17 protein-coding genes are annotated in these 24,714 nt (G+C 72.4%); 10 read left to right on the plus strand and 7 right to left on the minus strand.

The annotated features are described in order from the left end of the window. Positions 1 to 18 precede the first annotated feature (18 nt). The 5 genes from LO763_RS11895 to LO763_RS11915 all read left to right on the plus strand — a co-directional run bounded on the left by LO763_RS11895 (position 19) and on the right by LO763_RS11915 (position 5,272). Positions 19 to 1,245: a sensor histidine kinase gene (locus LO763_RS11895; RefSeq protein ID WP_230602308.1), complete on the plus strand. Its 1,227-nt coding sequence runs from the start codon at positions 19 to 21 to the stop codon at positions 1,243 to 1,245. Between the two features lie 31 nt (positions 1,246 to 1,276). After that, a complete protein-coding gene (locus tag LO763_RS11900; RefSeq protein ID WP_030162216.1) occupies positions 1,277 to 1,963 on the plus strand; it encodes a response regulator in 687 nt (228 codons plus the stop codon). 133 nt (positions 1,964 to 2,096) lie between these two features. After that, positions 2,097 to 3,089, plus strand: a complete 993-nt coding sequence (gene mgrA / locus LO763_RS11905) for an L-glyceraldehyde 3-phosphate reductase (protein ID WP_369431971.1) — start codon at positions 2,097 to 2,099, stop codon at positions 3,087 to 3,089. 144 nt (positions 3,090 to 3,233) lie between these two features. Continuing rightward, positions 3,234 to 3,728 carry a PH domain-containing protein gene (locus tag LO763_RS11910; RefSeq protein ID WP_230602310.1) on the plus strand — a complete coding sequence of 165 codons (495 nt, stop codon included), beginning with the start codon at positions 3,234 to 3,236 and terminating at the stop codon, positions 3,726 to 3,728. Beyond that, on the plus strand, positions 3,725 to 5,272 hold the full coding sequence (locus LO763_RS11915) for a PH domain-containing protein (protein ID WP_230602312.1): 1,548 nt from the start codon (positions 3,725 to 3,727) through the stop codon (positions 5,270 to 5,272). Before LO763_RS11910 ends, LO763_RS11915 begins: the two co-directional genes overlap by 4 nt. A 36-nt stretch (positions 5,273 to 5,308) precedes the next feature. On the opposite strand, the gene LO763_RS11920 is transcribed toward LO763_RS11915, so the two are convergent. Beyond that, entirely contained in the window at positions 5,309 to 6,529 is a 1,221-nt protein-coding gene (locus LO763_RS11920; RefSeq protein WP_230602314.1) for an NAD(P)/FAD-dependent oxidoreductase, read from the minus strand. 152 nt (positions 6,530 to 6,681) lie between these two features. Here LO763_RS11920 and LO763_RS11925 point away from each other — a divergent pair, with 152 nt between their 5' ends. Continuing rightward, the gene (locus LO763_RS11925) at positions 6,682 to 7,149 is read left to right on the plus strand and encodes a hypothetical protein (protein ID WP_230602316.1); all 468 of its coding nucleotides are present in this window, start codon (positions 6,682 to 6,684) and stop codon (positions 7,147 to 7,149) included. A gap of 1,856 nt (positions 7,150 to 9,005) precedes the next feature. Here the strand turns inward: LO763_RS11925 and narI are convergent. The 4 genes from narI to LO763_RS11945 are packed head-to-tail and all read right to left on the minus strand — an operon-like array spanning position 9,006 to position 15,992. Continuing rightward, on the minus strand, positions 9,006 to 9,749 hold the full coding sequence (gene narI / locus LO763_RS11930) for a respiratory nitrate reductase subunit gamma (RefSeq protein ID WP_230602318.1): 744 nt from the start codon (positions 9,747 to 9,749) through the stop codon (positions 9,006 to 9,008). Further along, complete coding sequence (gene narJ, locus LO763_RS11935; RefSeq protein ID WP_230602320.1) at positions 9,746 to 10,390, minus strand: nitrate reductase molybdenum cofactor assembly chaperone; 645 nt, start codon at positions 10,388 to 10,390, stop codon at positions 9,746 to 9,748. The genes narI and narJ overlap by 4 nt, the downstream gene beginning before the upstream one ends. Then, on the minus strand, positions 10,387 to 12,249 hold the full coding sequence (gene narH, locus LO763_RS11940) for a nitrate reductase subunit beta (RefSeq protein WP_230602322.1): 1,863 nt from the start codon (positions 12,247 to 12,249) through the stop codon (positions 10,387 to 10,389). The genes narJ and narH overlap by 4 nt, the downstream gene beginning before the upstream one ends. Beyond that, on the minus strand, positions 12,249 to 15,992 hold the full coding sequence (locus LO763_RS11945) for a nitrate reductase subunit alpha (protein ID WP_230602324.1): 3,744 nt from the start codon (positions 15,990 to 15,992) through the stop codon (positions 12,249 to 12,251). The genes narH and LO763_RS11945 overlap by 1 nt, the downstream gene beginning before the upstream one ends. 219 nt (positions 15,993 to 16,211) lie before the next feature. Between LO763_RS11945 and LO763_RS11950 the strand changes: the two genes are divergently transcribed. From LO763_RS11950 to LO763_RS11960, 3 genes are all read left to right on the plus strand, one after another. Continuing rightward, positions 16,212 to 17,411 carry a nitrate/nitrite transporter gene (locus LO763_RS11950; protein ID WP_230602326.1) on the plus strand — a complete coding sequence of 400 codons (1,200 nt, stop codon included), beginning with the start codon at positions 16,212 to 16,214 and terminating at the stop codon, positions 17,409 to 17,411. 85 nt (positions 17,412 to 17,496) lie between these two features. After that, entirely contained in the window at positions 17,497 to 18,366 is an 870-nt protein-coding gene (locus LO763_RS11955; RefSeq protein WP_230602327.1) for an ABC transporter ATP-binding protein, read from the plus strand. Then, complete coding sequence (locus tag LO763_RS11960; protein ID WP_230602329.1) at positions 18,363 to 19,547, plus strand: ABC transporter permease; 1,185 nt, start codon at positions 18,363 to 18,365, stop codon at positions 19,545 to 19,547. The genes LO763_RS11955 and LO763_RS11960 overlap by 4 nt, the downstream gene beginning before the upstream one ends. Positions 19,548 to 19,622: 75 nt before the next feature. Here the strand turns inward: LO763_RS11960 and LO763_RS11965 are convergent, their stop codons facing one another. After that, positions 19,623 to 20,924: an NCS2 family permease gene (locus LO763_RS11965; protein ID WP_369431975.1), complete on the minus strand. Its 1,302-nt coding sequence runs from the start codon at positions 20,922 to 20,924 to the stop codon at positions 19,623 to 19,625. A 615-nt stretch (positions 20,925 to 21,539) separates the two neighbouring features. Beyond that, on the minus strand, positions 21,540 to 22,283 hold the full coding sequence (locus LO763_RS11970; protein WP_230602333.1) for a hypothetical protein: 744 nt from the start codon (positions 22,281 to 22,283) through the stop codon (positions 21,540 to 21,542). A 164-nt stretch (positions 22,284 to 22,447) separates the two neighbouring features. Here LO763_RS11970 and LO763_RS11975 point away from each other — a divergent pair, with 164 nt between their 5' ends. After that, positions 22,448 to 24,694, plus strand: coding sequence for a glycosyl hydrolase family 95 catalytic domain-containing protein (locus LO763_RS11975; protein WP_230602335.1), 2,247 nt, complete (start codon positions 22,448 to 22,450; stop codon positions 24,692 to 24,694). Positions 24,695 to 24,714: the final 20 nt, after the last annotated feature.

A 24,714-nucleotide genomic window follows, 5' to 3' on the forward strand; every position in this document is an offset into this window, starting at 1 on the left:
CGCGCTTACGCTGGGGTCGTGGCCCACAACGAACCGCTGCCCAAGAGTCTGCGCAAGGGGGTCGGGCGCGTCCTCACCGGCCTTGCCGCCGGCGCCGCCCTCGGCGCCGCCGCGACCGCCCTCGTCCGCGTCCGTCACCGCGGCGCCCCGCCGCGCCCCGAGCCCCGCACCGCCCCCGTCGCCGACTCCCGCCCCTGGGAGGCCGCGACCGACCTGCTGCGCACCGGCGTGTGCCTGGTCGACGACCACAACCGGGTCCTGTACACCAACCGCGCCGCCCGCGACCTCGGCCTGGTGGACGACCACGAGATCGTCTCGCTGACGCTGCGTGCCCTGCTGGCGCAGGCGCGGCGCTCCGGCCGCTACCGGGACGCCGAGGTCGAGGTCCCCAAGCAGGTCATGGGCGAGCCGAGCGCCGTGAGCGTCCGGATCACGCCGATGGCCGACGGCGTGTCCGTGGCCGAGTTCCAGGACATCTCCGAGCTGCACCGCGTCGAGCGGGTGCGCCGCGACTTCGTCGCGAACATCAGCCACGAGCTGAAGACCCCCGTCGGGGCCATGCAGATCCTCGCCGAGGCGCTCAAGGACGCCGCTGAGGACCCCGACGCGTCCGCGCGCTTCGCGACCCGCATCCAGTCCGAGTCGGTGCGCATGAACCACCTGGTCACCGACCTCTTGGAGCTGTCGCGGCTCCAGGGCGCGGAGAAGCTGCCGGACCCCGAGCCGGTCGAGGTCGACCGGATCGTCGCCGAGGCGTTCGACCAGACGCGGATAGCGGCCGAGGAGAAGCACATCGAGCTGAAGTACACCGGCGTGCGCGGCGCCGAGGTGCTCGGTTCGGAGTCGCAGCTGGTGACCGCGGTGAAGAACCTCGTCGGCAACGCCATCTCCTATTCACCCGAGGGCACGGGCGTGGAGGTCTCGACCTCGGTGCGCTCCCCCACCGGCCACCTGGCCGGGGTCCGGATGGTGTGCATCGCCGTGCGCGACCAGGGCATCGGCATCCCCGCCGAGGAGCTGGACCGGATCTTCGAGCGGTTCTACCGCGTGGACGCGGCCCGGTCGCGCTCCACGGGCGGCACCGGCCTCGGCCTGGCGATCGTCAAGCACGTGGCGGTCAACCACGGGGGTAGAGTCGAAGTGTCCAGTATGCCCGAAGCTGGATCAGTGTTTACCTTGATGTTGCCTGCTCGTTCCCTTCCGTCCGACGCCACGGCACCGGGCTCGGATGGAATCGGAACATAAACAGCAAGACGCCTGCCAGAAAGGTTCACTCGTGACCCGCGTGCTCGTAGTTGAAGACGAGGAATCGTTCTCCGATGCCCTCTCCTACATGCTCCGCAAGGAGGGCTTCGAGGTGGCCGTCGCCGCGGACGGCGACGCCGCCATCAAGGAGTACGAGCGCGCCGGGGCCGACGTGGTCCTGCTCGACCTGATGCTGCCCGAGAAGTCGGGCACCGAGGTCTGCCGCGAGCTGCGGGCCAACTCGAACGTGCCGATCATCATGGTCACCGCCCGCGACTCGGAGGTGGACAAGGTGGTGGGCCTGGAGCTGGGCGCCGACGACTACATCACCAAGCCGTACTCCTCGCGCGAGCTGGTCGCCCGCATCCGCGCGGTGCTGCGCCGCTCCGCCGAGCCCGACGACCCGATCGTCACGGTCCTGGAGGCCGGGCCGGTGCGCATGGACGTGGACCGCCACACCGTCACCGTGGGCGGGCAGGACGTGCAGCTGCCGCTCAAGGAGTTCGAGCTGCTGGAGATGCTGCTGCGCAACGCCGGGCGGGTGCTCACGCGCGGCCAGCTCATCGACCGCGTCTGGGGCGCGAACTACGTGGGCGACACCAAGACCCTCGACGTGCACGTCAAGCGCCTGCGCTCGAAGATCGAGCCCGAGCCGGGCAAGCCCCGCCACCTCGTGACGGTCCGCGGCCTCGGCTACAAGTTCGACCCGCACGCCTAGCCCGGCAGGTGCCCGAGCGCCAGGACACCTGCCGTTCACCTTCCGCGGGGCGCCGCCGCTCGCGCCCGATCCCGCAAGGATGACGCTTGCCAACCGGCGGCGGCCGGGCCCGCGCGGCGGATAGGCTGCACCCGTGACCTACCTTCCCGCGGACGACCGCTACGAGACCATGCAGTACCGACGCTCCGGACGCAGCGGCCTGAAGCTGCCCGCGATCTCCCTCGGCCTGTGGCAGAACTTCGGCCACACCCGGCCGCTGGAGACGCAGCGGGCGATCATCCGCCGCGCCTTCGACCTCGGCGTCACCCACTTCGACCTGGCCAACAACTACGGCCCGCCCGGCGGCAGCGCCGAGCAGAACTTCGGCCGCGTCCTCGCCGAGGACCTCAAGGCCCACCGCGACGAGCTGATCATCTCCTCCAAGGCCGGGTACCGCATGTGGCCCGGCCCGTACGGCGACCACGGCTCGCGGAAGTACCTCGTCTCCTCGCTCGACCAGTCGCTGCGGCGCATGGGCCTGGACTACGTCGACGTGTTCTACCACCACCGGCCCGACCCCGAGACCCCGCTCGAGGAGACCATGGGCGCCCTCGACGCGATCGTGCGCTCGGGCAAGGCCCTGTACGCGGGCGTCTCGAACTACAACGCCGAGCAGGTCAGGGCGGCCGCCGCGATCCTGAAGGACCTCGGCACGCCGCTCCTGATCGACCAGCCGTCCTACTCGATGTTCAACCGCTGGACCGAGCGCGACGGCCTGCTCGACGCGCTCGAGGAGGTCGGCGCCGGCTGCATCGTCTTCAGCCCGCTCGCCCAGGGGCTCCTGACCGACCGGTACCTGGGGGGCATCCCCGAGGACTCGCGCGTGCGCACCAGCGTCTTCCTCAACGAGGACGCCCTCGAGGAGGAGAAGATGGCCCGCGTGCGGGCCCTCAACGACATCGCGGCCGGGCGCGGCCAGTCGCTCGCGCAGACGGCGCTCGCCTGGGCCCTGCGCGACACCAGGATGACCAGCGTCATCATCGGCGCCAGCAGCGTCGCGCAGCTGGAGGACAACATCGGCGCCCTCGCGAACCCCGACTTCACCGAGGACGAGCTCGCGGCGATCGACGTCCACGCCGTCGGCTAGCGCCGCAGGCGGGCACCGTCCCTCCCCAGTAGAAGGACGGTGCCCGCTCCTCCGCGCGGGCGATACTTCCGTATGAGGGGGAGCCCCGCGACATCCCCCTCGAGAGGGAAGTGCGGCTTGGGTGGGTTCACTACGATTCTGGGCATGACCTCCGTGAGAACCACGCTGCGCCCGCCCCGGCACCAGTTCGACGCCCGCGTGAAACCCTGGTGGCGCGCCCAACTCGCCCTCTCCTACGGCGTGATCGTCGTCCCGCTGGCCGTGCTGGGCCTCCTCATCGCCCCCGCCCGCTGGTGGCTCCTCGGGCCCGCGATCCTGTTCGCCGTGATCGGCCTCGCCTCGATGGCCCTGCCCGCCTGGTGGCACCGCGTGCACCGCTGGGAGGTCACCGACACCGCCGTGTACACCCTCACCGGCTACTTCTGGCGCACCTGGCGCGTCGCCCCGATGTCGCGCATCCAGACCGTCGACACCACCCAGGGCCCGCTCCAGCGCTCCTTCGGACTGTCCACCGTGGTCGTCACGACCGCGTCCTCCGCGGGGGCCGTGAAACTCGAGGGGCTCGAGCAGGCCCAGGCCGAGGAGCTGGCCGCGCGGCTGACCGAGCTCACCGACGCCACCCCCGGGGACGCGACATGAGCGACGAGACGACCGCCGCCGAGGCCCTGGAGACCGAGGTCCCCGGGGCGCCGTGGCTGAAGCTGCACCCCGACGGGCTCAAGGCCACCGCGCTGTACCTGTTCGGCGCCGGGCTCGTGATCGGCACCCCGATCGCGTTCGCCATCGCCACCGGCTCGCTGCTCCTGGCCCTGCTCATCGTCGTGGGCGGCGGCCTGCTCGTCATCGGCGCCGTCCTCGCGTACGAGGCGGTGCGCCTGCGCGCCACCAGGTACCGCGTCACCGAGTCCCGCGTCGAGATGGTCACGGGGGTCTTCTTCAAGACCCGCCGCTCCCTCGCCCGGGAGCGCATCCGCTCGGTCGACCTCTCCTCCAACCCCCTGGAGCGCGCCTTCGGCCTCGCGCGGGTCAAGGTCGGCACCGGCGAGACCGGCAGCGGATCGGGCTCGAGCACCGAGCGGACCCTGCTGCTGGACTCGGTCCACAAGACCGAGGCCGACCGGCTCCGCGCCGAGCTGCTGCGCCGCGCCGCCGCCGAGACCGGGCCCGACGGCGAGCAGCGGCTCGCCACCTGGGAGCCCCGCTGGCTCAAGTACGCGCCGCTGTCGTTCCTCACCCCGATGCTCGCGGGCGTGGTGGTCGGCGCGGTCTTCCAGGTCGCCGACTGGTTCGGCAAGGGCGGCCTGCCCGTCGAGATCGTCGCCGGCCTGCTCGAGGAGTACGGCCCCTGGGCCGTGCTCGGCATCGGCGTCGTCGGGCTCCTGGTCATCGGCGCCGTCGGGAGCCTGGTCCTCCAGGGCGAGGCCTGGTGGAACCACCGGCTCGACCGCGAACCGGGCGGCACGCTGCGCGTGCAGCGGGGCCTCATGGTCTCGCGCTCCCTCAGCCTCGAGGAGCGGCGCATCCGCGGGATCGAACTGGTCGAGCCGCTCGGCGTGCGCGCCGCGGGCGCCGGGCGCCTCGACGTCGTCGCCATCGGCCTCAAGACCGATCAGGAGGGCAGCGACCTGAGCACGCTCGTGCCCGCCGCGCCGCTCGCGGTCGCCGAGGCCGCCGCCGAGGCCGTGATCGGCCCGATCGCCGTCGACCTGGCCCCGCACCCCAAGGCCGCCCTGCACCGCCGCGTCCGCTGGGGCGTGGCCGCGGTGGTCCTGCTCGCCGCCGCGGCCGCGGCGGCGCACCTGCTGTGGTCGCTCCCGGCGCTGCTGAGCGCGGCCGTGATCCTCGCGGCGGTGCTGGGCTCGGCGTTCGCGCTGTGGACGGCGTTCGACTCGTACCGGTCCCTCGGCCACGCGACGAGCCGCGGCTACCTCGTCTCGCGCTGCGGCAGCGTCCGGCGCGCGACGGTCCACCTCGACCGCTCGGGGATCATCGGCTGGCGCGTCAGGCAGTCGCTGTTCCAGAAGCGCATGGGGCTCATGACCCTGGACGCGACCACCGCGGCGGGCAGGGGCCACTACGCGGTGATCGACGCCGACGAGCACGAGATCCTCGACTTCGCCGACGGCGCGGTCCCGGACCTGCTGCGGCCGTTCCTCGTCCGCGACGAACCGCACGGCGGCTGACGTGCGGCGGCGGCCCGGCTTCCGGGCCGCCGCGCGTCAGCGGAACGACTGGAGCGCCGCGGTGCCCGGCGGCTCCTCGGCCCTGATGAGCGCCTCGACCTCGCCCATCCGGTCCCAGGTGTTCACGCCCATGCCCGCCAGGACGCGGCCGTTCCGCGTCCAGAAGGCGACGAACTCGAGCGACTCGACCGAGCCGGAGACGACCACCTCGTCGTAGGCGTCCGGCCCGGCCGTGAAGCCCAGGTACTCCATGCCGAGGTCGTACTGGTCGGTGAAGAAGTACGGGAGCTTGTCGTAGACCGTGTCGTCGCCGAGCATCGCCCTGGCGGCGTGCCGCCCGGAGTCGATCGCGGTCTGCCAGTGCTCGACGCGGATCGGCCGCCCGAAGTGCGGCGAGGGCACCGAGGCGATGTCGCCCGCGGCCCAGACGTCGGCGCCGCCCGTGCGCAGGGTGCCGTCGACGGCGACCCCGCCGCCGAGGTCCTTCCCGCGCAGGTCGAGCCCGCCCGCGACCGCCAGGCCCGTGTTCGGGGTCGCGCCGACCGCGATGAGCACGAGGTCGGCGTCCACGCGCTCGCCGTCCTCCGTCTCGACGCCGACGGCGCGGCCGTCCTCGCCGAGGATCTTCGCGACCCGGGTGCGGCGGCGCAGGTCCACGCCGTGGTCGAGGTGAAGCTGGGCGAAGACCAGGCCCATCTCGGGGCCGAGGACGCGTTCGAGCGGCTGGGCGCCGAGGCCGAAGACGGCCGCTTCGCAGTCGAGCTGCCGCGCGGAGGCGGCGACCTCCATGCCGATCCAGCCGTCGCCGATGATCGCGACCCGTTCGGCCGCCCGCAGCGCGACGCCGAGCTGGTCGGACTGCTCGACGGTCCGCAGCAGGTGGACGCCGCGCAGGTCGGCGCCGGGGAACGGGAGGACGAGCGGGCTCGAGCCGGTGGCGAGCAGGAGCTTCGCGTAGTCGAGGACGGTGCCGTCGGCGAGCGCGAGCCGCCGGGCGCCGGTGTCGAGCCCGGTGGCGGGCTGCCCGGAGCGGACCTCGGCGTTGTCGGCGTACCAGTCCTCGTCGACGGTGAACAGCGCCGACCGGTCGGCCTCGCCGCGCAGGTAGTCCTTGGACAGCGGCGGGCGCTCGTAGGGGCGGTGGGCCTCCCCGGCGACGATGACGAGGTCGCCCTCGTAGCCCTCGTCGCGGAGGGTCTTGGCGGCGGTGGAGGCGGCGAGCCCGCCTCCGACGATGACGAACGGTGCAGTGCTCATGAGCGCCTCCGGCTTCCGTAGACAGCGGGTCCGCGACCATTCTCCCCCCGGTGCGCCGGCTCGGGGCCGTTCGGCGGGCCGCCGCGTGAACGTCACATGCCGGACCCTGCGGGCCGCCGGCGGTGTCGGCCCCGGCTGGGAGCATTGCGGCCATGGAGCACTACCCGTATCCCCCGGCGGCGACCGACCGGATCGACCCGTTCGACACGAAGCGCCCTTCGGTCCAGTACATCGTGTTCGGCGGGAGCCGGTCGACGTACGCGTTCACCGAGCCGGTGGACCACCTCGGGTTCTTCATGCACGAGTGGATCCCCATGGGCTACAAGGTCCTCGAGTACGCGCAGAAGGCGGCGGTGTGCCGCGGCGGGGCGATCGTGCGGGAGTGGCCCCTGGTCGAGCAGGATCCGCCGCGCGCCGGGAAGCGGCGCAAGACGCGGCCGGAGCCGAGCGCATGGGAGCGGAACGCCTGCGGGTACCAGGTGGCGGTGCCCTCGGGCGGGCGGCGGCGGGTCGACGAGGGGTACGACCGCGACGCGGCGCTGGAGGCCGCGGCGGCGGCGTCGAGGAAAGAGGGGGTCGCCGTGGCGTGGTTCGTATACCACGTCCAGGACTGGCACTGAGCGATCAGAAGGCGCGCTTCGCCTTTCATCGCTCTTCGGACCGCGGCACAGGCCCGTCCCCGTGTCGAGGAGACGGGCGCTTGACGGGCGGTCCGCCCGGCTGCGTCGGGCGAGGAATCGGGCGATGCGGCGGATGCGCTCGCGGTATCCGCTGGGCGGCTTCGGCACCGCGGCGCCCTTCGCGGCCGAATCCGGCATCACGATCCCAGGGCGCCTTGGTCCGGTGCTCGGGTGGCCGTCATCTGATCCGGGAAGCGCGGTGGGGCAGGGGGTGTTGTCGAACCGGGGCCTGGTCTGGTCAGGGTTCGGGCGGGCGGCGACGGAGGGGTGGGTGGTGGGTCGAAGTGCGTTGGCGGAGTAGGGCTGTGTGGGGTCGGAGTTCGGGCGGGCGGCGACGAGGGGATGGGTGGTGGGGTGGGGTCCGTGTCGGGCGGTCGGGTCCGATCGGGGCGGGGCGGGGCGCCGGAAGGGTGGTTTCCGGGCGTGGCGTGACACGCCCGGGCGCGGGGTGGGGTGGCGGATGCCGTTACGGCACAGGGGTTTCGATACTTAAGTTAGGGGATGCGATGCCTTTGTCCGATGCGGTCGGGTCGGGGTTGGGGGATCATTGAGGTACGCACAGGGACAGGGAATCAGCACAGGTGTCGAGTAGGTGCAACGCAGACTACGCCAAGCCTCTGGCCGACTCGGCCTCCTGACTGGTTCCGAGGCCCCCGCCCCGGCACGTTCGGGGTTGACGAATGATCTCATCCCCTCGTGCTATCGGGTTCCGCAGCTGTCCGCCCCTTCGCCGGGGTGTGATTGGGTGGGAGATCGCCCGGTTGGGATCACCCCGGCCGGGAGGCAGTGTCCCGAACGAGGCACACGCATCATCCGAGTACGCCCGCTGCCACCCGAGTTGCGTATGGGGGCGACCTGTCGGCATGACCGGTAGGCGACCATGCGAGTCGGGGAGTGCGCGAGCGGAATGAACGCCATGAGCGGCATGCGATGCCTGGCGACACCGCCGGGGGTCATCGCCCAGCGTGCATCACCGGTAGCACACCGCCTGAGGGGGCGTGCCGCCCAGCGCGCGCGGGAGGCTGCCACCGGCCGGGAACTCTCGGCCGACAGGACCGGCACCGAACCGGGCGCACCGCCCCGGCACCGGCCCGAAACCGAGGGGTTCAGGACCGGGAGCGAACATCAGGAGGGGAAAGCCAGATCGGCAGGACCACCAGGCCATGAGGCCGGGTCAGGTCAGGTCGGGTCCTGCGGCCCGGGTCGCCGCCTCGGCATCGGCCCGAAGCCGAGGAGTCGAGGACCGGGAAGCGACAGACCGGCAGGAGTAACTGACAGGAGTAAGGAGGCGAACCGGCCATGACGACCACGACCGTGTCTATGAACACGACCACGACCGACGCCGCCCCTCACCGACCGGCCACTGCGCATCGACCGGCACCCGGGAGCACCGGCCAGGCGAAAGCAACCGGCCACTGCACGCCGCCCGGCACCACGGCCCACCGCCGCCACCACCCGAATCCACCGGCCCACCGGATCTATCGACCGATCCAACCGGCCCGGCCTCAGCCGCACTCCCGCATCCGCTCCTCACCGGTCCATCGCTGATCGCTCGAACCCTGAGCCGATCCAGGCCCGGCCGCGGCGGCACGCCCTGCTCCACCGCCCACCTCGCCATCGCTGCCCTCCCGAACCCCGGGCCGGACAGTTTCGTCGGGAAAACGAGCCCTTCCACAAGCCCCACACCAATACGAAGCGCCTTGAAACCCGCGCGTCGCGCCGCATCGGGCTTCGCCGCGAAGCCAATCGAGGGTGCCGCCGCCACGGCGCGAATCCTGATCGGACGGCGCCCGGTCTCAGCTCCAGCCGCGGCGGATCGGGCGGCTCACCGGGGTCGGTTCGCGGTCGCGGCTCCGGTAGACCACATATGGCCGGAACAGGTACCAGACCGGGGCGCTGAAGGCGTGGACCAGCCTCGTGAACGGGAACAGCGCGAACAGCGCCAGACCCACCAGGGTGTGCAGTTTGAACGCGCCCGAGGCCGCGCTCATCGCGGCCACGTCGGGCTGGAGGACGAAGACGCTCCTGAACCACGGCGACACGGTCTCCCTGTAGTCGGCCTCGTGGCCGCCCGTGAGGCCCGCGACCGCCGAGAGCAGCGTGGTCGCCAGGCCCGCGAGGATCGCGGCCACCAGAACCGCGTACATGACCTTGTCGTTCACCGTGGTCGCGCTGAAGACCGGACCCGTCGTCCTGCGGCGCCAGATCAGGAGGGTGATGCCGCCCAGCGTGGTCACGCCCGCTATGGCGCCCAACGACAGTGCGGTCACGTGGTACATGTCGTTCGTGATGCCCACCGCGTCGGTCCAGCCCTCCGGGATCAGCAGGCCCACCACGTGGCCGATGATCACCACCAGCAGTCCGAAGTGGAACACCGGGCTCGCGATGCGCAGCAGCCGCGACTCGTAGAGCTGCGACGACCGGGTCGTCCAGCCGAACCGGTCGTAGCGGTAGCGCCAGATCGTGCCTCCCACGAGGACGGCGATCACCACGTACGGCAGCGCGCCCCACAGCAGGTAGTCGAGGGCCGTGGGACTCATCGCCGGCCCCCCGTCGTGACCGGCATCCCGAGCTCGACCCGGCCGGTGCCGTACGGGTCGAGTCCTACGTCCTCGGCGGGAGGTCCGGCGGCGGCCAGGCGGGAGGCCTCGCGGCGGGCTTCGTCGGGGGCCGGGAGGGTTGCGGCCACGGCGTCGAGCACATGGGCGTAAGGGCTGGAGCAGTCGTGGAGCGCGGCGCGGAGCAGTTCGATCCCCGGCTGGAAGGACTCCAGAAGCCGCTCTCCCCGCTCCCGGTCGCCTCGTGCGGCGAATTCGAGGACCACGGCGAGGTGGTCGGGCAGTTCGGCGGCGTCGAGCCGCCATCCGCAGGACCCATAGATCTCCTTTACGCGGGCGAGCGCGTGGCCGCGCCTCCTGGTGTCGCCGTCGGTGTAGTAGGTCAGGTGCAGTGCCCTGCGGCGCTTGAGGTCGAAGGTGCGGACGTAGTGGTCGCCCTGGTCGAGTTCGGTCGCGGCCTCCGCGTAGTCGCAGAACGCGGTGAGCGCCGCGCGGGCCGGGCCCGCCGGGAGTTCGGCGATCGCGTCGCGCACCAGCGGGACGCGATCGCGGGCCTGCCGGTCCGGGTAGCACAGCAGCATCGCGGCGGCCTGGCGGACCACCGCCGTCTCGGTGCCGGTCATGTCCCCTCCTCGTCCCCGGTCCGGCGGTGGCGGCCGGGGCCGTTCTCCCCGTCCCGTCCCGGACCGCCCTTGCCGTCCGCTTCGGGACCGTGCCGCCGGTCCCTTTCGGGGCTATCCTCCTGGTCCCTTTCAGGACTGGTCTTCTGGTCCCTTGCAGGGCTGCTCTTCTGGTCCCTTGCAGGGCTGTCCTCCTGGTCCCTTTCAGGGAACAGCCCCGGCGGCCTGCCCTTGCCGTCCCAGTTGAGGAGGTTGAGCCGGCGCGGCGGGCCCGAGTTCGCGTCGCTGGTCTGGCGGTCGCGCAGGGCGTGGAACGTCTCGACGCTGGCGGGCCGCGGCCGCCCCGAGGCCTCGCCGAACGGCACCTGGCCGCCCATGCCGCCCATGCCCGGCCCGCCCTCGAAGTCGAGCGAGCACCCGATCTCGTCGATGACGCCCCGGTCGGCCTCGTCCACCCCGTACGCGGTCGGGATGACGTACCGCTCGTCGTACTTCGCGAGCGCCAGCAGCCGGTACATCCGCTCGACGTCCTCCCCGGTCATGCCGACCGACGCGGCGATCGACTCGTCCCGCTCCTCGCCGAGGTTGACGCGCCGCATGTGGGCGCGCATCGCGGCGAGCTTCGCCAGGACCGCCGTCACCGGCTCCGGGTCGCCCGCGGTGAACAGCTCGGCGAGGTACTCGACGGGGATGCGCAGCGTGTCGATGGCGGCGAACAGGTTCCCGGCGTCCTCGCCGTCGTGGCCGGTCTCGCTCAGCGCGTCGACCACCGGCGAGAGCGGCGGGATGTACCAGACCATCGGCATGGTCCGGTACTCCGGATGCAGCGGCAGCGCCACGCGGAACTTCTTGGCCAGCAGGTGGACCGGGCTGCGCTTCGCCGATTCGATCCAGCGGTCGGGGATGCCGTCGCGGGCCGCCGCGGCCTGGACCTCCCGGTCGTCGGGGTCGAGGAACACGTCGAGCTGCGCCTCGTAGAGGTCCTGCTCGTCCTTGACGGCCGCGGCCTTCCCGACGCGTTCGACGTCGTAGAGGACCACGCCGAGGTAGCGGAGCCTGCCCACGCAGGTCTCGGAGCACACGGTGGGCATCCCGACCTCGACGCGCGGGTAGCAGAGCGTGCACTTCTCGGCCTTGCCGGTCTTGTGGTTGAAGTAGACCTTCTTGTAGGGGCAGCCGGTGACGCACATGCGCCAGCCGCGGCACTTGTCCTGGTCGACCAGGACGATGCCGTCCTCGGCGCGCTTGTACATCGCGCCGCTGGGGCAGGAGGCGACGCACGAGGGGTTGAGGCAGTGCTCGCAGATGCGCGGCAGGTAGAACATGAACGCCTGCTCGTACTCGAACCTGACCTTGTCGCCGATCCGCTGGACGATCGGGTCCTGGGACCCGAGCTGCTCGCCCCCGGCGAGGTCGTCGTCCCAGTTGGCGCTCCACTCGATCTTCACGGGCTCGCCGGTGAGGAGCGAGCGCGGCCGCGCCCCGGGGATGTCGTCGCCGAGCGGCGCCGAGACGAGGTGCTCGTAGTCGTACGTCCACGGCTCGTAGTAGTCCTGTATGGACGGCATCTTGGGGTTGGCGAAGATCGTGGCGAGCTTCTTGAGGCGCCCGCCCGCGCGCGGCTTGAGCCGCCCGGCGGCGGTGCGCCGCCAGCCGCCCTCCCAGCGCTCCTGGTCCTCGTACCGCCTCGGGTAGCCCTGGCCGGGGCGGGTCTCGACGTTGTTGAACCACACGTACTCCATGCCCGAGCGGTTCGTCCACGCCTGCTTGCAGGTGACCGAGCAGGTGTGGCAGCCGATGCACTTGTCGAGGTTCATGACCATCGCCACCTGGGCCATGACCCTGCCGATGCGCTTCGCCATCAGTACACCGCCTCCGTGGTCCGCTTGCGCACGACGGTGACCTCGTCGCGCTGGTTGCCCGTGGGCCCGATGTAGTTGAAGGCGTAGGAGAACTGCGCGTACCCGCCGATGAGGTGGGTGGGCTTGACGAGCAGGCGGGTGAGCGAGTTGTGGATGCCGCCGCGCTTGCCGGTGGTCTCGGTCTTGGGGACGTCGACCACCCGCTCCTGCGCGTGGTACATGAACACCGTGCCCTGCGGCATCCGGTGGGAGACCACGAGTCTGGCGGCGACCACGCCGTTGCGGTTGACGGCCTCGACCCAGTCGTTGTCCTCGGCGCCGATGGCCGCGGCGTCCTGCGGGCTCATCCAGATGTTGGGGCCGCCGCGCGAGAGCGTGAGCATGAGCAGGTTGTCCTGGTACTCGGAGTGGATGGACCACTTCGAGTGCGGCGTCAGGTACCTGACGGCGACGGCCCGCTCGCCGGTGGGCCCGATCTCGGGCTCCCCGAAGAGGGCGTGCATGTTCAGCGGCGGCCGGTAGACGGGCAGGGCCTCCCCGAACTCGTGCATCCAGTCGTGGTCCACGTAGAAGTGCATCCGCCCGGTCAGGGTGTGCCAGGGCTTGTCGTGCTCGGTGTTGATCGTGAAGGGCGAGTAGCGCCGGTCGTGCGCCTCCTTGCCGGACCACTCGGGACTGGCCCCCACGGGCGTGGGCGCGTGCTGGGTGTCGGAGAAGACGACGCGCCGCTCGGCGGTGCCGTGGATCAGCTCGGAGAAGTCGGTGCCGACGCGCTCGGCCAGGCGCGCGAAGCCCTGGGAGGCGAGGCGTCCGTTGCTGGTGCCCGAGAGCGCGAGGATCGCCTCGCAGGCCTTGACGTCGGTGTCGATGAGGGGCCGGCCGGCGGCGGGCCCGGCGGCCGCGGTGCCGTTGCGCTGCGCGAGCCAGCCGATCTCGACGTCGGGCGTGAACGAGACGCCCTTGACGGGCAGGCCCTTGGTCTCGGCGAGCGGGCCGAGGGCCGCCATCTTCGCGGCCACGGCGGGGTAGTCGCGTTCCACACTGAGGATCGCGGGCATGGTCCTGCCCGGGACCGGGCGCGTCCCTTCGGCCTTCCAGTCGGGGGCGGTGCCGCCGGGCTGGGCCAGCTCGCCGGGGGTGTCGTGCTGGTGCGGGGCGGCGACGAGGTCGGTGGCGACGCCGAGGTGGTCCTCGGCGAGCTCGGAGAACCGCCGCGCGAGGAGGTGGAAGGCCTCGAAGTCGGTGCGGGCCTGCCAGGGCGGGTCGATCGCGGGCGAGAAGGCGTGCACGAACGGGTGCATGTCCGTCGTGGACAGGTCGTGCTTCTCGTACCAGGTGGCGGCCGGGAGCACGATGTCGGACAGGAGCGTCGTGCTGGTCATCCGGAAGTCGAGCGAGAGGAGCAGGTCGAGCTTGCCCTGGGGGGCCCGGCCGTGCCACACGACGTCGTCGGGCCGGTCGGCCGGCCCGGCCTCCTCGCCCTGCACCGAGTGCTGGGTGCCCAGGAGGTGCTTGAGGAAGTACTCGTCGCCCTTGGCGGAGGAGCCGAAGAGGTTGGCGCGCCAGACGGTGAGCACGCGGGGCCAGTTCTCGGGCGCGTCGGGGTCCTCGGCGGCGAAGCGCAGCCCGCCCGAGGCGAGTTCGTCCGCGATGTACCGCCCGGGTTCCTTCCCGGCCTCCTTCGCCTCCTGCGCCAAGAGGAGCGGGTTGCGGTCGAACGTGGGGTAGGACGGCATCCAGCCCATGCGGGCCGAGGCCGCGACGAGGTCGGCGGTGTGCGCCCCGGCGAGGCGCCCGGGCCCGGTGGCCGAGGTGAGCGCGTCGGACTTGTAGGTGTCGTAGCGCCACTGGTCGGTGTGCAGGTACCAGTAGGGGGTGGCGGCCATGAAGCGGGCGGGCCGGGTCCAGTCGATCGCCGAGGCGAACGCGGACCAGCCGGTCAGGGTGCGGCACTTCTCCTGGCCGACGTAGTGGGCCCAGCCGCCGCCGTTGACGCCCTGGCAGCCGGTGAGCAGCAGCAGCGTCAGGAACGCGCGGTACATGGTGTCGCCGTGGAACCACTGGTTGGTGCCCGCGCCGAGCACGATCATGGCCCGGCCGCCGGAGTCGCGCGCGGTGGCGGCGAACTCGCGGGCGATGCGCGCGATCCGCTCGGCCTTGACGGAGGTGATGGCCTCGGCCCAGGCGGGCGTGCACGGCTGGGCGGCGTCGTCGTAGCCCGCGGGCCATTCGCCGGGCAGGCCCGGGCGGGCGACCCCGTACTGGGCCAGCAGCAGGTCGAAGACGGTGGTGACGGTCCGGCCCGCGACGGTGCGGACGGGCACGCCGCGCAGGACCGAGCCGCCGGCACCGTCGCCGGAGCCGGCGCCGCCGTCGGGACCGGCACTGCCGTGGAGATCGGCACTGTCGTTGAGACCGGCACTGTCGAAGCGCGGCAGGTCGATCGCGACCGCGTCGCAGCCCTCCTCGTAGAGGCTCAGCCGCGGGACCACCCCTTGCAGGTCGAGGTTCCAGCGGCCCGGGTTGTCCTCGTCCCAGCGGTGCCCGAGGGTCCCGTGCGGGGCGACGGCCTCGCCGGTGCGCTCGTCGAGGAGCACCGGCTTCCACTCGGCGTACGGCTCGTCGCCGGGGAGGGCGTCGCGGCGCAGGAACTTGCCGGGCGTGAACCGCCCGTCGCGCGCCTCCAGCTCGACCAGGAACGGCAGGTCGGTGTGCTTGCGCACGTACGCGTCGAAGGCCTCGGTGCGGTGCTCCACGAAGTGCTCGCCGAGGATCACGTGGCCCATCGCCATGGCGAGGGCCCCGTCGGTGCCGGGGTGCGGGGCGAGCCACTCGTCGGCGAACTTGGCGGCGTCGTTGTAGTCGGGGGCGACGGTCACGACCTTCTGGCCCCGGTAGCGGGCCTCGGCCATCCAGTGCGCGTCGGGCGTGCGCGTCACGGGGACGTTCGAGCCCCACAGCACCAGGTAGGCGGCGTCCCACCAGTCGCCTGACTCGGGGACGTCGGTCTGGTCGCCGAAGACCTGCGGGCTGGCGACCGGCAGGTCCGCGTACCAGTCGTAGAACGACAGCATCGAGCCGCCGAGCAGGTTCACGAACCGGGCGCCCACACCGTGCGAGACCTGGGACATGGCCGGGATCGGGCTGAACCCGGCGATCCGGTCGGGCCCGTAGGCGCCGATGGCGTGGACGTGCGCGGCGGCGGCGATCTCGACCGCCTCGTCCCAGGTGATGCGCACGAGCCCGCCCTTGCCGCGCGCCGACTGGTAGCGGCGGCGCTTCTCGGGGTCGGTGGTGATCTCGGCCCAGGCGGCGACCGGGTCGCCCAGGCGCTCCTTCGCCTCGCGGTACATCCCGACGAGCACGCCGCGCCCGTACGGGTAGCGCACGCGCGTGGGCGAGTAGGTGTACCAGGAGAAGGCCGCGCCGCGGGGGCAGCCGCGCGGCTCGTACTCGGGCCGGTCGGGGCCCACGGACGGGTAGTCGGTCGCCTGGGTCTCCCAGGTGATGATGCCGTCCTTGACGTAGACGTTCCACGAGCACGACCCGGTGCAGTTGACGCCGTGCGTGGAGCGCACGACCTTGTCGTGGCTCCAGCGGTCGCGGTAGAACACGTCCCCCTCGCGCCCGCCCTCCTTGAAGACGGCCCGCATGTCGCCGGTCGCCTCGGTGCGGGTGAGGAACACGCCGGTGCGCAGCAGCAGGTCGGCCGCACCCGGGGCGGCCCGGTCCGTGTCCGTCATGGCGCCCGTTCCCTTCGCGTGGCCGGTCCCCGCCCGGAGGCCCCGGGCTCGGCGGGAGGCCCGCCGCCGCCCTGAGCGGCGCGGGAACCCTCGTCCGCTGCCCAGATTAGAGCTTCGGACCCGGCAAAGAGGACTAATCGGCATACTGTCCAGGGGCCCGCACCCGGGCCGGCGCGGCCCGCCCGGGGCCGCGGACGTCCGCCGCGAAGGGGCCCGCGCATGAGCACCGCCGACCAGTCCTCCCCCCGGCTCGGGGCCGGGGCCAACCTGGCCCTCGCCACGGCCGCGTTCGCGATCACCTTCTGGGCGTGGAACCTCATCGGCCCGCTGTCGCAGACCTACTCCGAGCGGCTGGACCTGAACCCGACCCAGACGTCGATCCTCGTCGCGTTCCCGGTGCTGGTGGGCGCGGTCGGGCGCATCCCGGCGGGCATCCTCACCGACCGGTTCGGCGGCCGGGCCATGCTCACGGCCTCGTGCTTCGTCGCGATCGTGCCGGTGCTCCTGGTGGGGCTCTCGGGCGGCTCCTACGCGGCCCTGCTGGTCTCGGGATTCCTGCTCGGCCTGGCCGGGACCTCCTTCGCGGTCGGCATCCCGTTCGTCAACGCCTGGTACCCGCCCGCCAGGCGCGGCTTCGCCACCGGCGTCTTCGGCGCGGGCATGGGCGGCACCGCGCTCTCGGCGTTCCTGACCCCGCGCCTGGTCGACGGCGTCGGGCTGCTCCCAGCCCACCTGGTGATGTGCGCGGCCCTGGCGGCCATGGGCCTGGTCTGCTGGGCCTTCGTCCGGGACGCGCCCGGCTGGACGGCGAACACCGCGCCGGCCCTGCCGCGGCTGAAGTCGGTCGCGGGTCTGAAGGTCACCTGGCAGATGTCGCTGCTGTACGCCGTGGCCTTCGGCGGCTTCGTGGCGTTCTCGACCTACCTGCCGACGATGCTCGTCACCGCGTACGGCCTGGCCCAGACCGACGCGGGCCTGCGCACGGCCGGGTTCAGCCTCGCCGCGGTCGTCGCCCGCCCGGCCGGCGGCATCCTCTCCGACCGGGTGGGGCCGCTGAAGATCTGCCTGACCTCGTTCTTCGGCGCGGCGGTCATGGCGGTCCTCATCGGGTTCGAACCGCCGCTGGAGATCCCGGCGGGCACCGCGTTCGTCCTCATGGCCCTGTTCCTGGGCCTGGGCACCGGCGGCGTGTTCGCCCTGGTGGCCGAGCTGGTCGAGCCCGCCCGGGTCGGCGGGGTCACCGGGATCGTCGGCGCCGCGGGCGGCCTCGGCGGCTACTTCCCGCCGCTGGTCATGGGCGCCGTCTACCAGGCCACCGGCCACTACACGGTCGGCCTGCTGCTCCTGGCGCTCACGGCGCTCCTGGTCGGCCTCTTCACGCTGAAGGCGTTCCGCCGCTCCTCCCTGGAGACCACGTGATTGGTACTCGCGGACGAGGCCGCGGCGGACCGGAATCACCCGCAAGACGGAGGATCGGGCCCGGCGCCGCACCTAGGGTGAACACATGCTCGAAATCAAGGACCTGCAGAAGCGGTTCGGCGACACCGTGGCCCTCGACGGCGTGTCGCTCTCGGCCGCCCCCGGCGAGGTGGTCGGCTTCGTCGGCGCCAACGGCGCCGGGAAGACCACCACCATGCGCATCGCGATGGGCGTCCTCGCCGCCGACTCCGGACAGATCGTCTACAACGGAGCCCCGCTGGGCGTCGAACAGCGCCGCCGCTTCGGCTACATGCCGTCCGAACGCGGCCTCTACCCCAAGATGAAGACCGGTGAGCAGGTCGCCTACTTCGGCGAGCTGCACGGCATGAGCAAGGCCGAGGCGCGCCGGTCCGCCGCCGAGCTGCTCGAGCAGCTCGACCTGACCCACCGGGCCGGGGACTTCGTGCAGGACCTCTCGCTGGGCAACCAGCAGCGCGTCCAGCTCGCGGTCTCGCTCGTGCACGACCCCGAGGTGCTCATCCTCGACGAGCCCTTCTCGGGCCTCGACCCGATCGCGGTCGACGTCATGGGCACCGCCCTCAGGGACCGCGCCGCCGCGGGCGCGCCGGTCATCTTCTCCAGCCACCAGCTCGACCTCATCGAGCGGCTGTGCGACTCGGTCGCCATCATCGGCAAGGGCTCGATCATCGCCGCCGGGACCGTCGAGGAGCTGAAGGCCAAGGAGGTCAAGCAGCTGCGCGTCCGCGTCGACTCCGGCGAGGACCTCACCGGCCGCCTGCCCGGCAGCGTCGTCCGCGACGGCGGCGACTACCTCGTGGAGGGCGCCGACGACCAGGAGGTGCTGCGCATCGCCGCCGCCGCCGGCCGCGTCAGCCACTTCGCCTACGACCAGCCCACCATCGCCGAGATCTTCCGAGAGGCAGTGACCCGATGAGCAACCAGTCCTCCGAGACCTCCCGCATGCGGGGCCTCATGCTCGTGGCCGGACGCGAGATCCGGGTCAGGGGCCTGTCCAAGTCCAACATCATCAGCCTCCTCATCACCGTCGTCATCGTCGGCGTGCTCGCGGCGCTGCCCATGATCCTGGGCGGCGACGACCCGGACGACAAGGTCGGCCTCGCCGGGGCCGACGCGGCCGCGATGCAGGCCCAGCTCGACGCCATGGGCGGCTTCGAGGTCACCCTGTACGACTCGGCTGACGAGGCCGAGCAGGCCGTCGAGGACGAGGAGGTCGACTCCGCCGTCGCCGACGGGGCCCTGATCAGCCGCGACGGCGTCGGCACCACGATCCAGACCCAGCTCGAGGCCGCCTGGCAGGCCGCCACCATCCAGACGAACCTCTCCGACGCCGGGCTCACCGACGCCCAGATCGGCGAGGCGCTCGCCGCGGAGCCGCTGGAGGTCGTGACCCTGGAGGACAGCGCGAACGACTCCGTCACCAGCTACTTCACCGGCCTGGTCATCTCCATCATCATGTTCATGATGCTCATGACCCCGGTCCAGTACATCGCCATGGGCGTGGTCGAGGAGAAGTCCAGCCGCATCGTCGAGATCCTCTTGACCAGCCTCAAGCCGTGGCAGCTCCTCGGCGGCAAGGTCATCGGCCTCGGCGTCATCTCCCTGGTCAACCTCGTCGCCATGGTCGCGGTCGGCCTCGGCGTCTCGGCCGCCACCGGCGTGCTCGGCGACCTGCCGGAGGGCACCGCCTCCGCGGCGCTCTCCACGATCGGCTGGTACCTCATCGCCCTGGTGCTGTTCGGGACCCTCGCCGGCGGCGTCGGCTCGCTCGTGTCGCGCCAGGAGGAGTCCGGTTCGGTCCTGACCCCGCTCATCATGTCGCTGACCTTGAGCTACCTCGGCGCGATCTTCATGCTGAACGCGCCCACCAGCACCGTCGCGCAGGTCCTGTCGATCGTGCCGCCGTTCTCGGCCATCACGATGCCCACCAGGATGGCGATCACCACGGTCCCGGCCTGGGAGATCGCCCTCTCGATCGGGCTGCTCGTGGTCGCCGCGGCCGGGGCGCTCGCGCTGGGCGCGCAGCTGTACAAGCGCAGCGTCCTCTACACCGGTTCGCGCCTGAAGCTGGCCGACGCGCTGCGCCGCGCGGCGTAAGCGGACACGCGCGAGGGCCCGGGATCGCTCCCGGGCCCTTTCGCTTGCGCGCCTGCGCTACTCGATCAGGCTGTGCTACTCCGTCAAGAACAGGAAGTAGCCGATCGAGGCGGCCATGAGGACCCAGGCGATCGGGTGCACCTCGCGCCAGCGGCGGCTCGCGGTCATCACGATCGGGTAGAACACCAGGCCCAGGGCGATGCCGTTCGAGATCGAGTAGGTCAGCGGCATGGCGGCCACGATGAGGAACGCGGGGATGGCGTACTCGAGCCTCTCCCACGCGATCCCGCCGAGGGCCTTCGCCATGAGCACGCCCACGACGATGAGCGCGGGCGCGGTGACCGCCGGGTTGTTGGCGACCAGGCCGAACACCGGGAACGCCACCAGCGACACGATGAACCAGAAGCCCGTGGTGACCGCGGTCAAGCCGGTGCGGCCGCCGACCGAGACGCCCGCGGTCGACTCGATGTAGGCCGTGGTGGTCGAGGTGCCCAGCACCGCGCCCGCCGAGGTCGCGATCGAGTCGGTGGCGAGGGCGCGCCCGGCGCGCGGGAGCTTGCCGTCCTTGACGAGCCCGGCCTGGCCGGCGACGGCGAACAGCGTCCCGGCCGTGTCGAAGAAGTCCACGAACAGCATGGTCAGGATGACCGCGATCATGTGGACGGTGAAGGCGTCCTCGAAGCCGGTGAAGGCCGCGCCGAACGAGTCGAGGTTCGGGGTGAAGCCCTCGGCCAGCTCGAAGTCGATGACGCCGGTGAGGACGCCGAGGACGAGCGTGGCGAGCATCCCGTAGAAGACGCCGCCCTTCCAGCCCAGGACCATGAACACCGCGGTGGCGATGAGGCCGAAGACGGTGAGCAGGACCGTGCCGTCGGTGAAGTCGCCGATGGTCACCAGCGTGGACTCGGAGCCGACGACGATGCCGCCGCCCTTCAGGCCGATGAACGCGATGAACAGGCCGATGCCCGCGCCGACCGCGAGCTTCAGCTGGGCCGGGATGGCGTTGATGATCGACTCGCGCGCGCCGGTGACGGCGAGGACGAAGAACAGCACGCCGGAGACGAGGGTGCCCGTGAGGGCGGTCTGCCACGGGATGCCGAGGGTGAGGACCACGGTGAACGCGAAGAACGCGTTGAGCCCCATGCCGGGCGCGGTGGCGATCGGGTAGCGGGCCCACAGGCCCATGACGAGGCAGCCGAGCGCCGAGGCGAGCGCGGTCGCGGTGAAGACCGCGCCCGGGTTCGGGGCGTCGACGCCGGCCTCGGCGAGGCCGAAGCTGAGGATGCCGGGGTTGACCGCGAGGATGTAGGCCATCGCCAGGAACGTCGTGGTCCCGGCGAGGACCTCGCGCTTCCAGTTGGTCCGGTTCTCGGTCATCCCGAAGTACCGGTCGAGGCGACCGGGCGGGGGCGCGTCCTGCTGCTGGGCGGCGCCGGGTCGCGCGGCGTCGTCCGGGTTCGCGGTGTCGTCGGTGGCGTCAGTGGCCATGTGGCGGGCACTCCTGTGCGTGCGGTGCGATGCCGGGCAGCGGGCACCTCGGGGACCAGGGTAGATGGGTAGGCGCTGAACCTGCGGGTAATGTACCGGGTTCGCTGCGGAACGCAAAGCGCTCGGCCCCGGTGGATGTGAGGTCCGGGCGCGTCCTATGACCGAGGGAACAGCGGCCCCGAGGGGAAGGAGCGACGCCCCGGAGCCAAGGGGGGGACGGCTCCGGGGCGTCGACTAGGGTCGGGCCCCCGGTGGCAGGATTCCGGGGGCCCGACAAGGACCGCACCGTCAAGCAGCGGGCGGTAGTCCGTGTCACACTCTCGGTGCTTTCGCACCGGGTTGCCTGCCTTGCGACAACTGCTAAACGCGGGGGCGACACCGGCGGTTGCATAACAGTTGGATAACGGATACCGGGGCCCGGTCGGCGCCGCGTCGGCGGCGGACCGGCGAGGCGACCGCGACGCCCCCGGGACCGGGCCCCGGGGGCGTCGCGGCGACGGGGGCCTACCAGTCCCGGGCCTCGCGGCGGCGGCGCTGGACCATGAACAGCGCGGCGCCGGCGGCGGCGAGGGCCGCGGCCGAGACGATCGCGATGGTCAGCGGGGTGCCGGTGGTCGGCAGGCCGGCGGCCGGGGAGGTCGACGCCTCGCCGGGGACCGTGCCGCCCTCACCGGGCGTCGTGGCCTCCTCGCCGGGGCCGGTCGGGCTCTCCTCGCCGGGGCTCGTGGACTCCTCGCCCGGGCTGGTCGGGTTCTCCTCGCCGGGGGAGCCGGGGCAGGTGTGCGTGACGACGAAGGTCGGCTTCCAGGTGTGGTCGGCACCCGCCAGCTGCGCCTGCGCGTCGACCAGCGTCCAGCCGGCCGGGGCCCCGATGTAGGCCTTGAGGGTGCCGGTGTCGTTGATGGTGAAACCGTCGGTGTCGGTGGTGAGGACGTGCGTCCCCCCGTCCTGGTCGAGGAACTCCGCCGTGAGGACGAGGATCTCGGTGTCGTACTGGGACGAGCCCGGGTAGTTGAAGACCCAGCCGTCGTAGTCGGCCGGCTTGTCGGCCGGGATGTGCTCGTCCTCGCCGCAGATCTGCGGGAACTGGTTCGAGTCCGCGGTCTGGCCGCGGTGCTGCTCCTTGAGGTGGATCGTGGTGTCCTCGGCCTGGGCGGGCGATGCCAGGACCAGGGAGCCGATCAGCCCCGCGGCGGCGGCCGCCAGACCGAGGGCGCCGCGGGCCGCGAGCTTTCGCTTGAGTTCCACTGTGGTTGCTCTCCGTAGTAGTTCTGCCATGGGAGCGAATGTGCCGGATTCGGGTTGGGCACCTTCATCACGCGCGAGCGGAACATGAGGTTGCGGAACATTCGTGTTGCGGACGGGGGACCGCCCGTCGCGAGCGGCCCCCGGCCGGATGGAATGCTGATCGCATGTCGCGAGCGCTGAAACTCACCTACGACACCGCCCCCGACGCCTGGCACGAAGGCCTGCCCCTGGGCAACGGCCGCGTCGGCGCCATGCTGGTGGGCACCCGGATCGAACTCAACGAGGACGGCTTCTGGTCGGGCGACGGCACCTGGCAGGTCCCCGAAGGCGTCGAGGGCGTCGCCGCCGAGGCCGCCGAGCTGGTGCGCCGCGGCGAGTACGTCGCCGCCGACCGGCTCCTCGCGCGGCTCCAGGGCCCGAGCCCCCAGGCCTACCAGCCCGCCGGGGCCCTCGTCGCCTCCCACGCGGACGACGGCGAGGCCGAGCGGCGCGAACTGGACCTGCGCGACGGCGTCGCCGCCGCCGTGCGCGGCCGCGTCCGCCAGGAGGCCTTCGCCTCCGCCGCGTACGAGGTGATCGCCCTGCGCTGGAGCGCCGACGAGCCCTTCGACCTCGACCTGCGGTTCGAGTGGCCGCACGAGGGCGGTTCGGCTGCGGCCGACTACGACGAGCTCGCCTTCACCGGGCACGCGCCGGTGAGCGTCGCCGGCGGCGTCCCCGACTACGGCTCCACCGAGGGCGTGCGGCGCCTCGGCCTCAGCGCGCAGCTGCGCTGCGACGGCGACGCCGTCCCGCACAGCAGGGGCCACCGCTTCACCGGCTGCCGGAGCGTCGAGGTCTACCTGGCCCTGCGCTCGGACCTCGACGGGTCCGCCGCGCTGGAGGCCGCCCGCGGCGAGGCCCGCCGCGCCGCCGCGAACGGCTGGGCGGCGCTGCGCGAGGACCACGTCCGGGCCCACCGCGCGGTCATGGACCGCGTCGGGCTCGACCTGCGGGCCGCCGCGGACGGGCGGACCACCGACGAGCGCCTGCGCCGCAGGGCCTCGGGCGAGCCGGACGAGGCCCTCGCGGTGCTCGCGTTCCAGTACGGCCGCTACCTCCTGGCCGCGTCCTCGCGCCCCGGCACGCAGGCCGCGAACCTCCAGGGGATCTGGAACGACCGGGTCACCCCGCCGTGGAACTGCGACTACACCACCAACATCAACGTCGAGATGAACTACTGGCCCGCCGAGACCTGCGGCCTCCCCGAGTTCCACGAGCCCCTGTTCGACCTCGTCGAGGACCTCTCGCGCACCGGCGTCGAGACCGCCCGGCGGCTCTACGGCGCGGGCGGCTGGTGCTGCCACCACAACACCGACTACTGGCGGCTGACCACCCCGGTCGACGGCAGGGCCTGCTGGCAGGCCTGGCCGATGGGCGGCCTGTGGCTCTCGATGCACCTCGCCGAGCACTGGCGGTTCGGCCGCGACGAGGAGTTCCTCGCCGAGCGGCTCCCGATCGCGTTGGGGGCGGCCCGGTTCGCGCTCGACCGGCTCTCCGAGGGCCGTGACGGGACGCTCGTGACCAACCCGGCCACCAGCCCCGAGAACGAGTTCACCACGCCCGAGGGCGACGCGGCGGTCGACGAGTCCACCGGCATGGACGCCACGCTGGTGCGCGAGCTGTTCGCGTTCGTCCTCGAGGCCGCCGACGTGGTCGCCGAGACCCTCCACGGCGATGACCTCCAGCTCGTCGAGCGCGTCAAGGAGGCCGTGCCGCGCCTGGCGGGGCCGAAGATCGGCGCCGACGGGCGGCTCCTGGAGTGGGCCGCCGAGCGCGAGGAGGCCGAGCCGCACCACCGGCACGTCTCGCACCTGTACGGGGTCTACCCCGGCGGCTCGTTCGCCGACGCCCCCGAGCTGCTCGACGCCGCCAGAAAGAGCCTCGAGGCCCGCGGCGACGCGGGCACCGGCTGGTCACTGGCCTGGAAGACCGCGCTGTGGGCGCGGCTGGGCGACGGCGACCGGGCCCACGCGCTGCTCGGGGAGTTCCTCACCCCGGTCGGGTTCCGCTCCGACGGCGCCGAGTACGCCGACGGCGGCGTCTACGCCTCGCTCCTGTGCGCGCACCCGCCGTTCCAGATCGACGGGAACTTCGGGACCACCGCCGCGATCGCCGAGATGCTCGTGCAGTCGCACCGCACCGAGGACGGCGTCCCGGTGGTCGAGCTGCTGCCGGCGCTGCCCGGCGCCTGGCCCGACGGCGAGGTCCGGGGACTGCGGGCGCGCGGCGGGGTCACCGTGGAGCGGCTGGCCTGGAGCGGGGGCGCGGTGGAGTCGGCGGTACTGGTGTCGAGTGTGGACACGAAGGTGCGCGTCCTGGGCGAGGCGGTCGACCTGACCGCCGGCGTCCCGTGGTCGACGGGCGGCTGAGCCGCCCCGGGCACAGGGGA

It is taken from the genome of Glycomyces amatae, assembly GCF_020991375.1.
GTDB classification, from domain to species: domain Bacteria; phylum Actinomycetota; class Actinomycetes; order Mycobacteriales; family Micromonosporaceae; genus Glycomyces; species Glycomyces amatae.

Coding starts and splice junctions, on each gene's coding strand:
- LO763_RS11910 (WP_230602310.1), top strand. CDS start 3,234: ATGACCTCCGTGAGAACCACGCTGCGCCCGCCCCGGCACCAGTTCGAC.
- LO763_RS11915 (WP_230602312.1), top strand. CDS start 3,725: ATGAGCGACGAGACGACCGCCGCCGAGGCCCTGGAGACCGAGGTCCCC.
- LO763_RS11920 (WP_230602314.1), bottom strand. CDS start 6,529: ATGAGCACTGCACCGTTCGTCATCGTCGGAGGCGGGCTCGCCGCCTCC.
- LO763_RS11925 (WP_230602316.1), top strand. CDS start 6,682: ATGGAGCACTACCCGTATCCCCCGGCGGCGACCGACCGGATCGACCCG.
- narI (WP_230602318.1), bottom strand. CDS start 9,749: ATGAGTCCCACGGCCCTCGACTACCTGCTGTGGGGCGCGCTGCCGTAC.
- narJ (WP_230602320.1), bottom strand. CDS start 10,390: ATGACCGGCACCGAGACGGCGGTGGTCCGCCAGGCCGCCGCGATGCTG.
- narH (WP_230602322.1), bottom strand. CDS start 12,249: ATGGCGAAGCGCATCGGCAGGGTCATGGCCCAGGTGGCGATGGTCATG.
- LO763_RS11945 (WP_230602324.1), bottom strand. CDS start 15,992: ATGACGGACACGGACCGGGCCGCCCCGGGTGCGGCCGACCTGCTGCTG.
- LO763_RS11950 (WP_230602326.1), top strand. CDS start 16,212: ATGAGCACCGCCGACCAGTCCTCCCCCCGGCTCGGGGCCGGGGCCAAC.
- LO763_RS11955 (WP_230602327.1), top strand. CDS start 17,497: ATGCTCGAAATCAAGGACCTGCAGAAGCGGTTCGGCGACACCGTGGCC.
- LO763_RS11960 (WP_230602329.1), top strand. CDS start 18,363: ATGAGCAACCAGTCCTCCGAGACCTCCCGCATGCGGGGCCTCATGCTC.
- LO763_RS11965 (WP_369431975.1), bottom strand. CDS start 20,924: ATGACCGAGAACCGGACCAACTGGAAGCGCGAGGTCCTCGCCGGGACC.
- LO763_RS11975 (WP_230602335.1), top strand. CDS start 22,448: ATGTCGCGAGCGCTGAAACTCACCTACGACACCGCCCCCGACGCCTGG.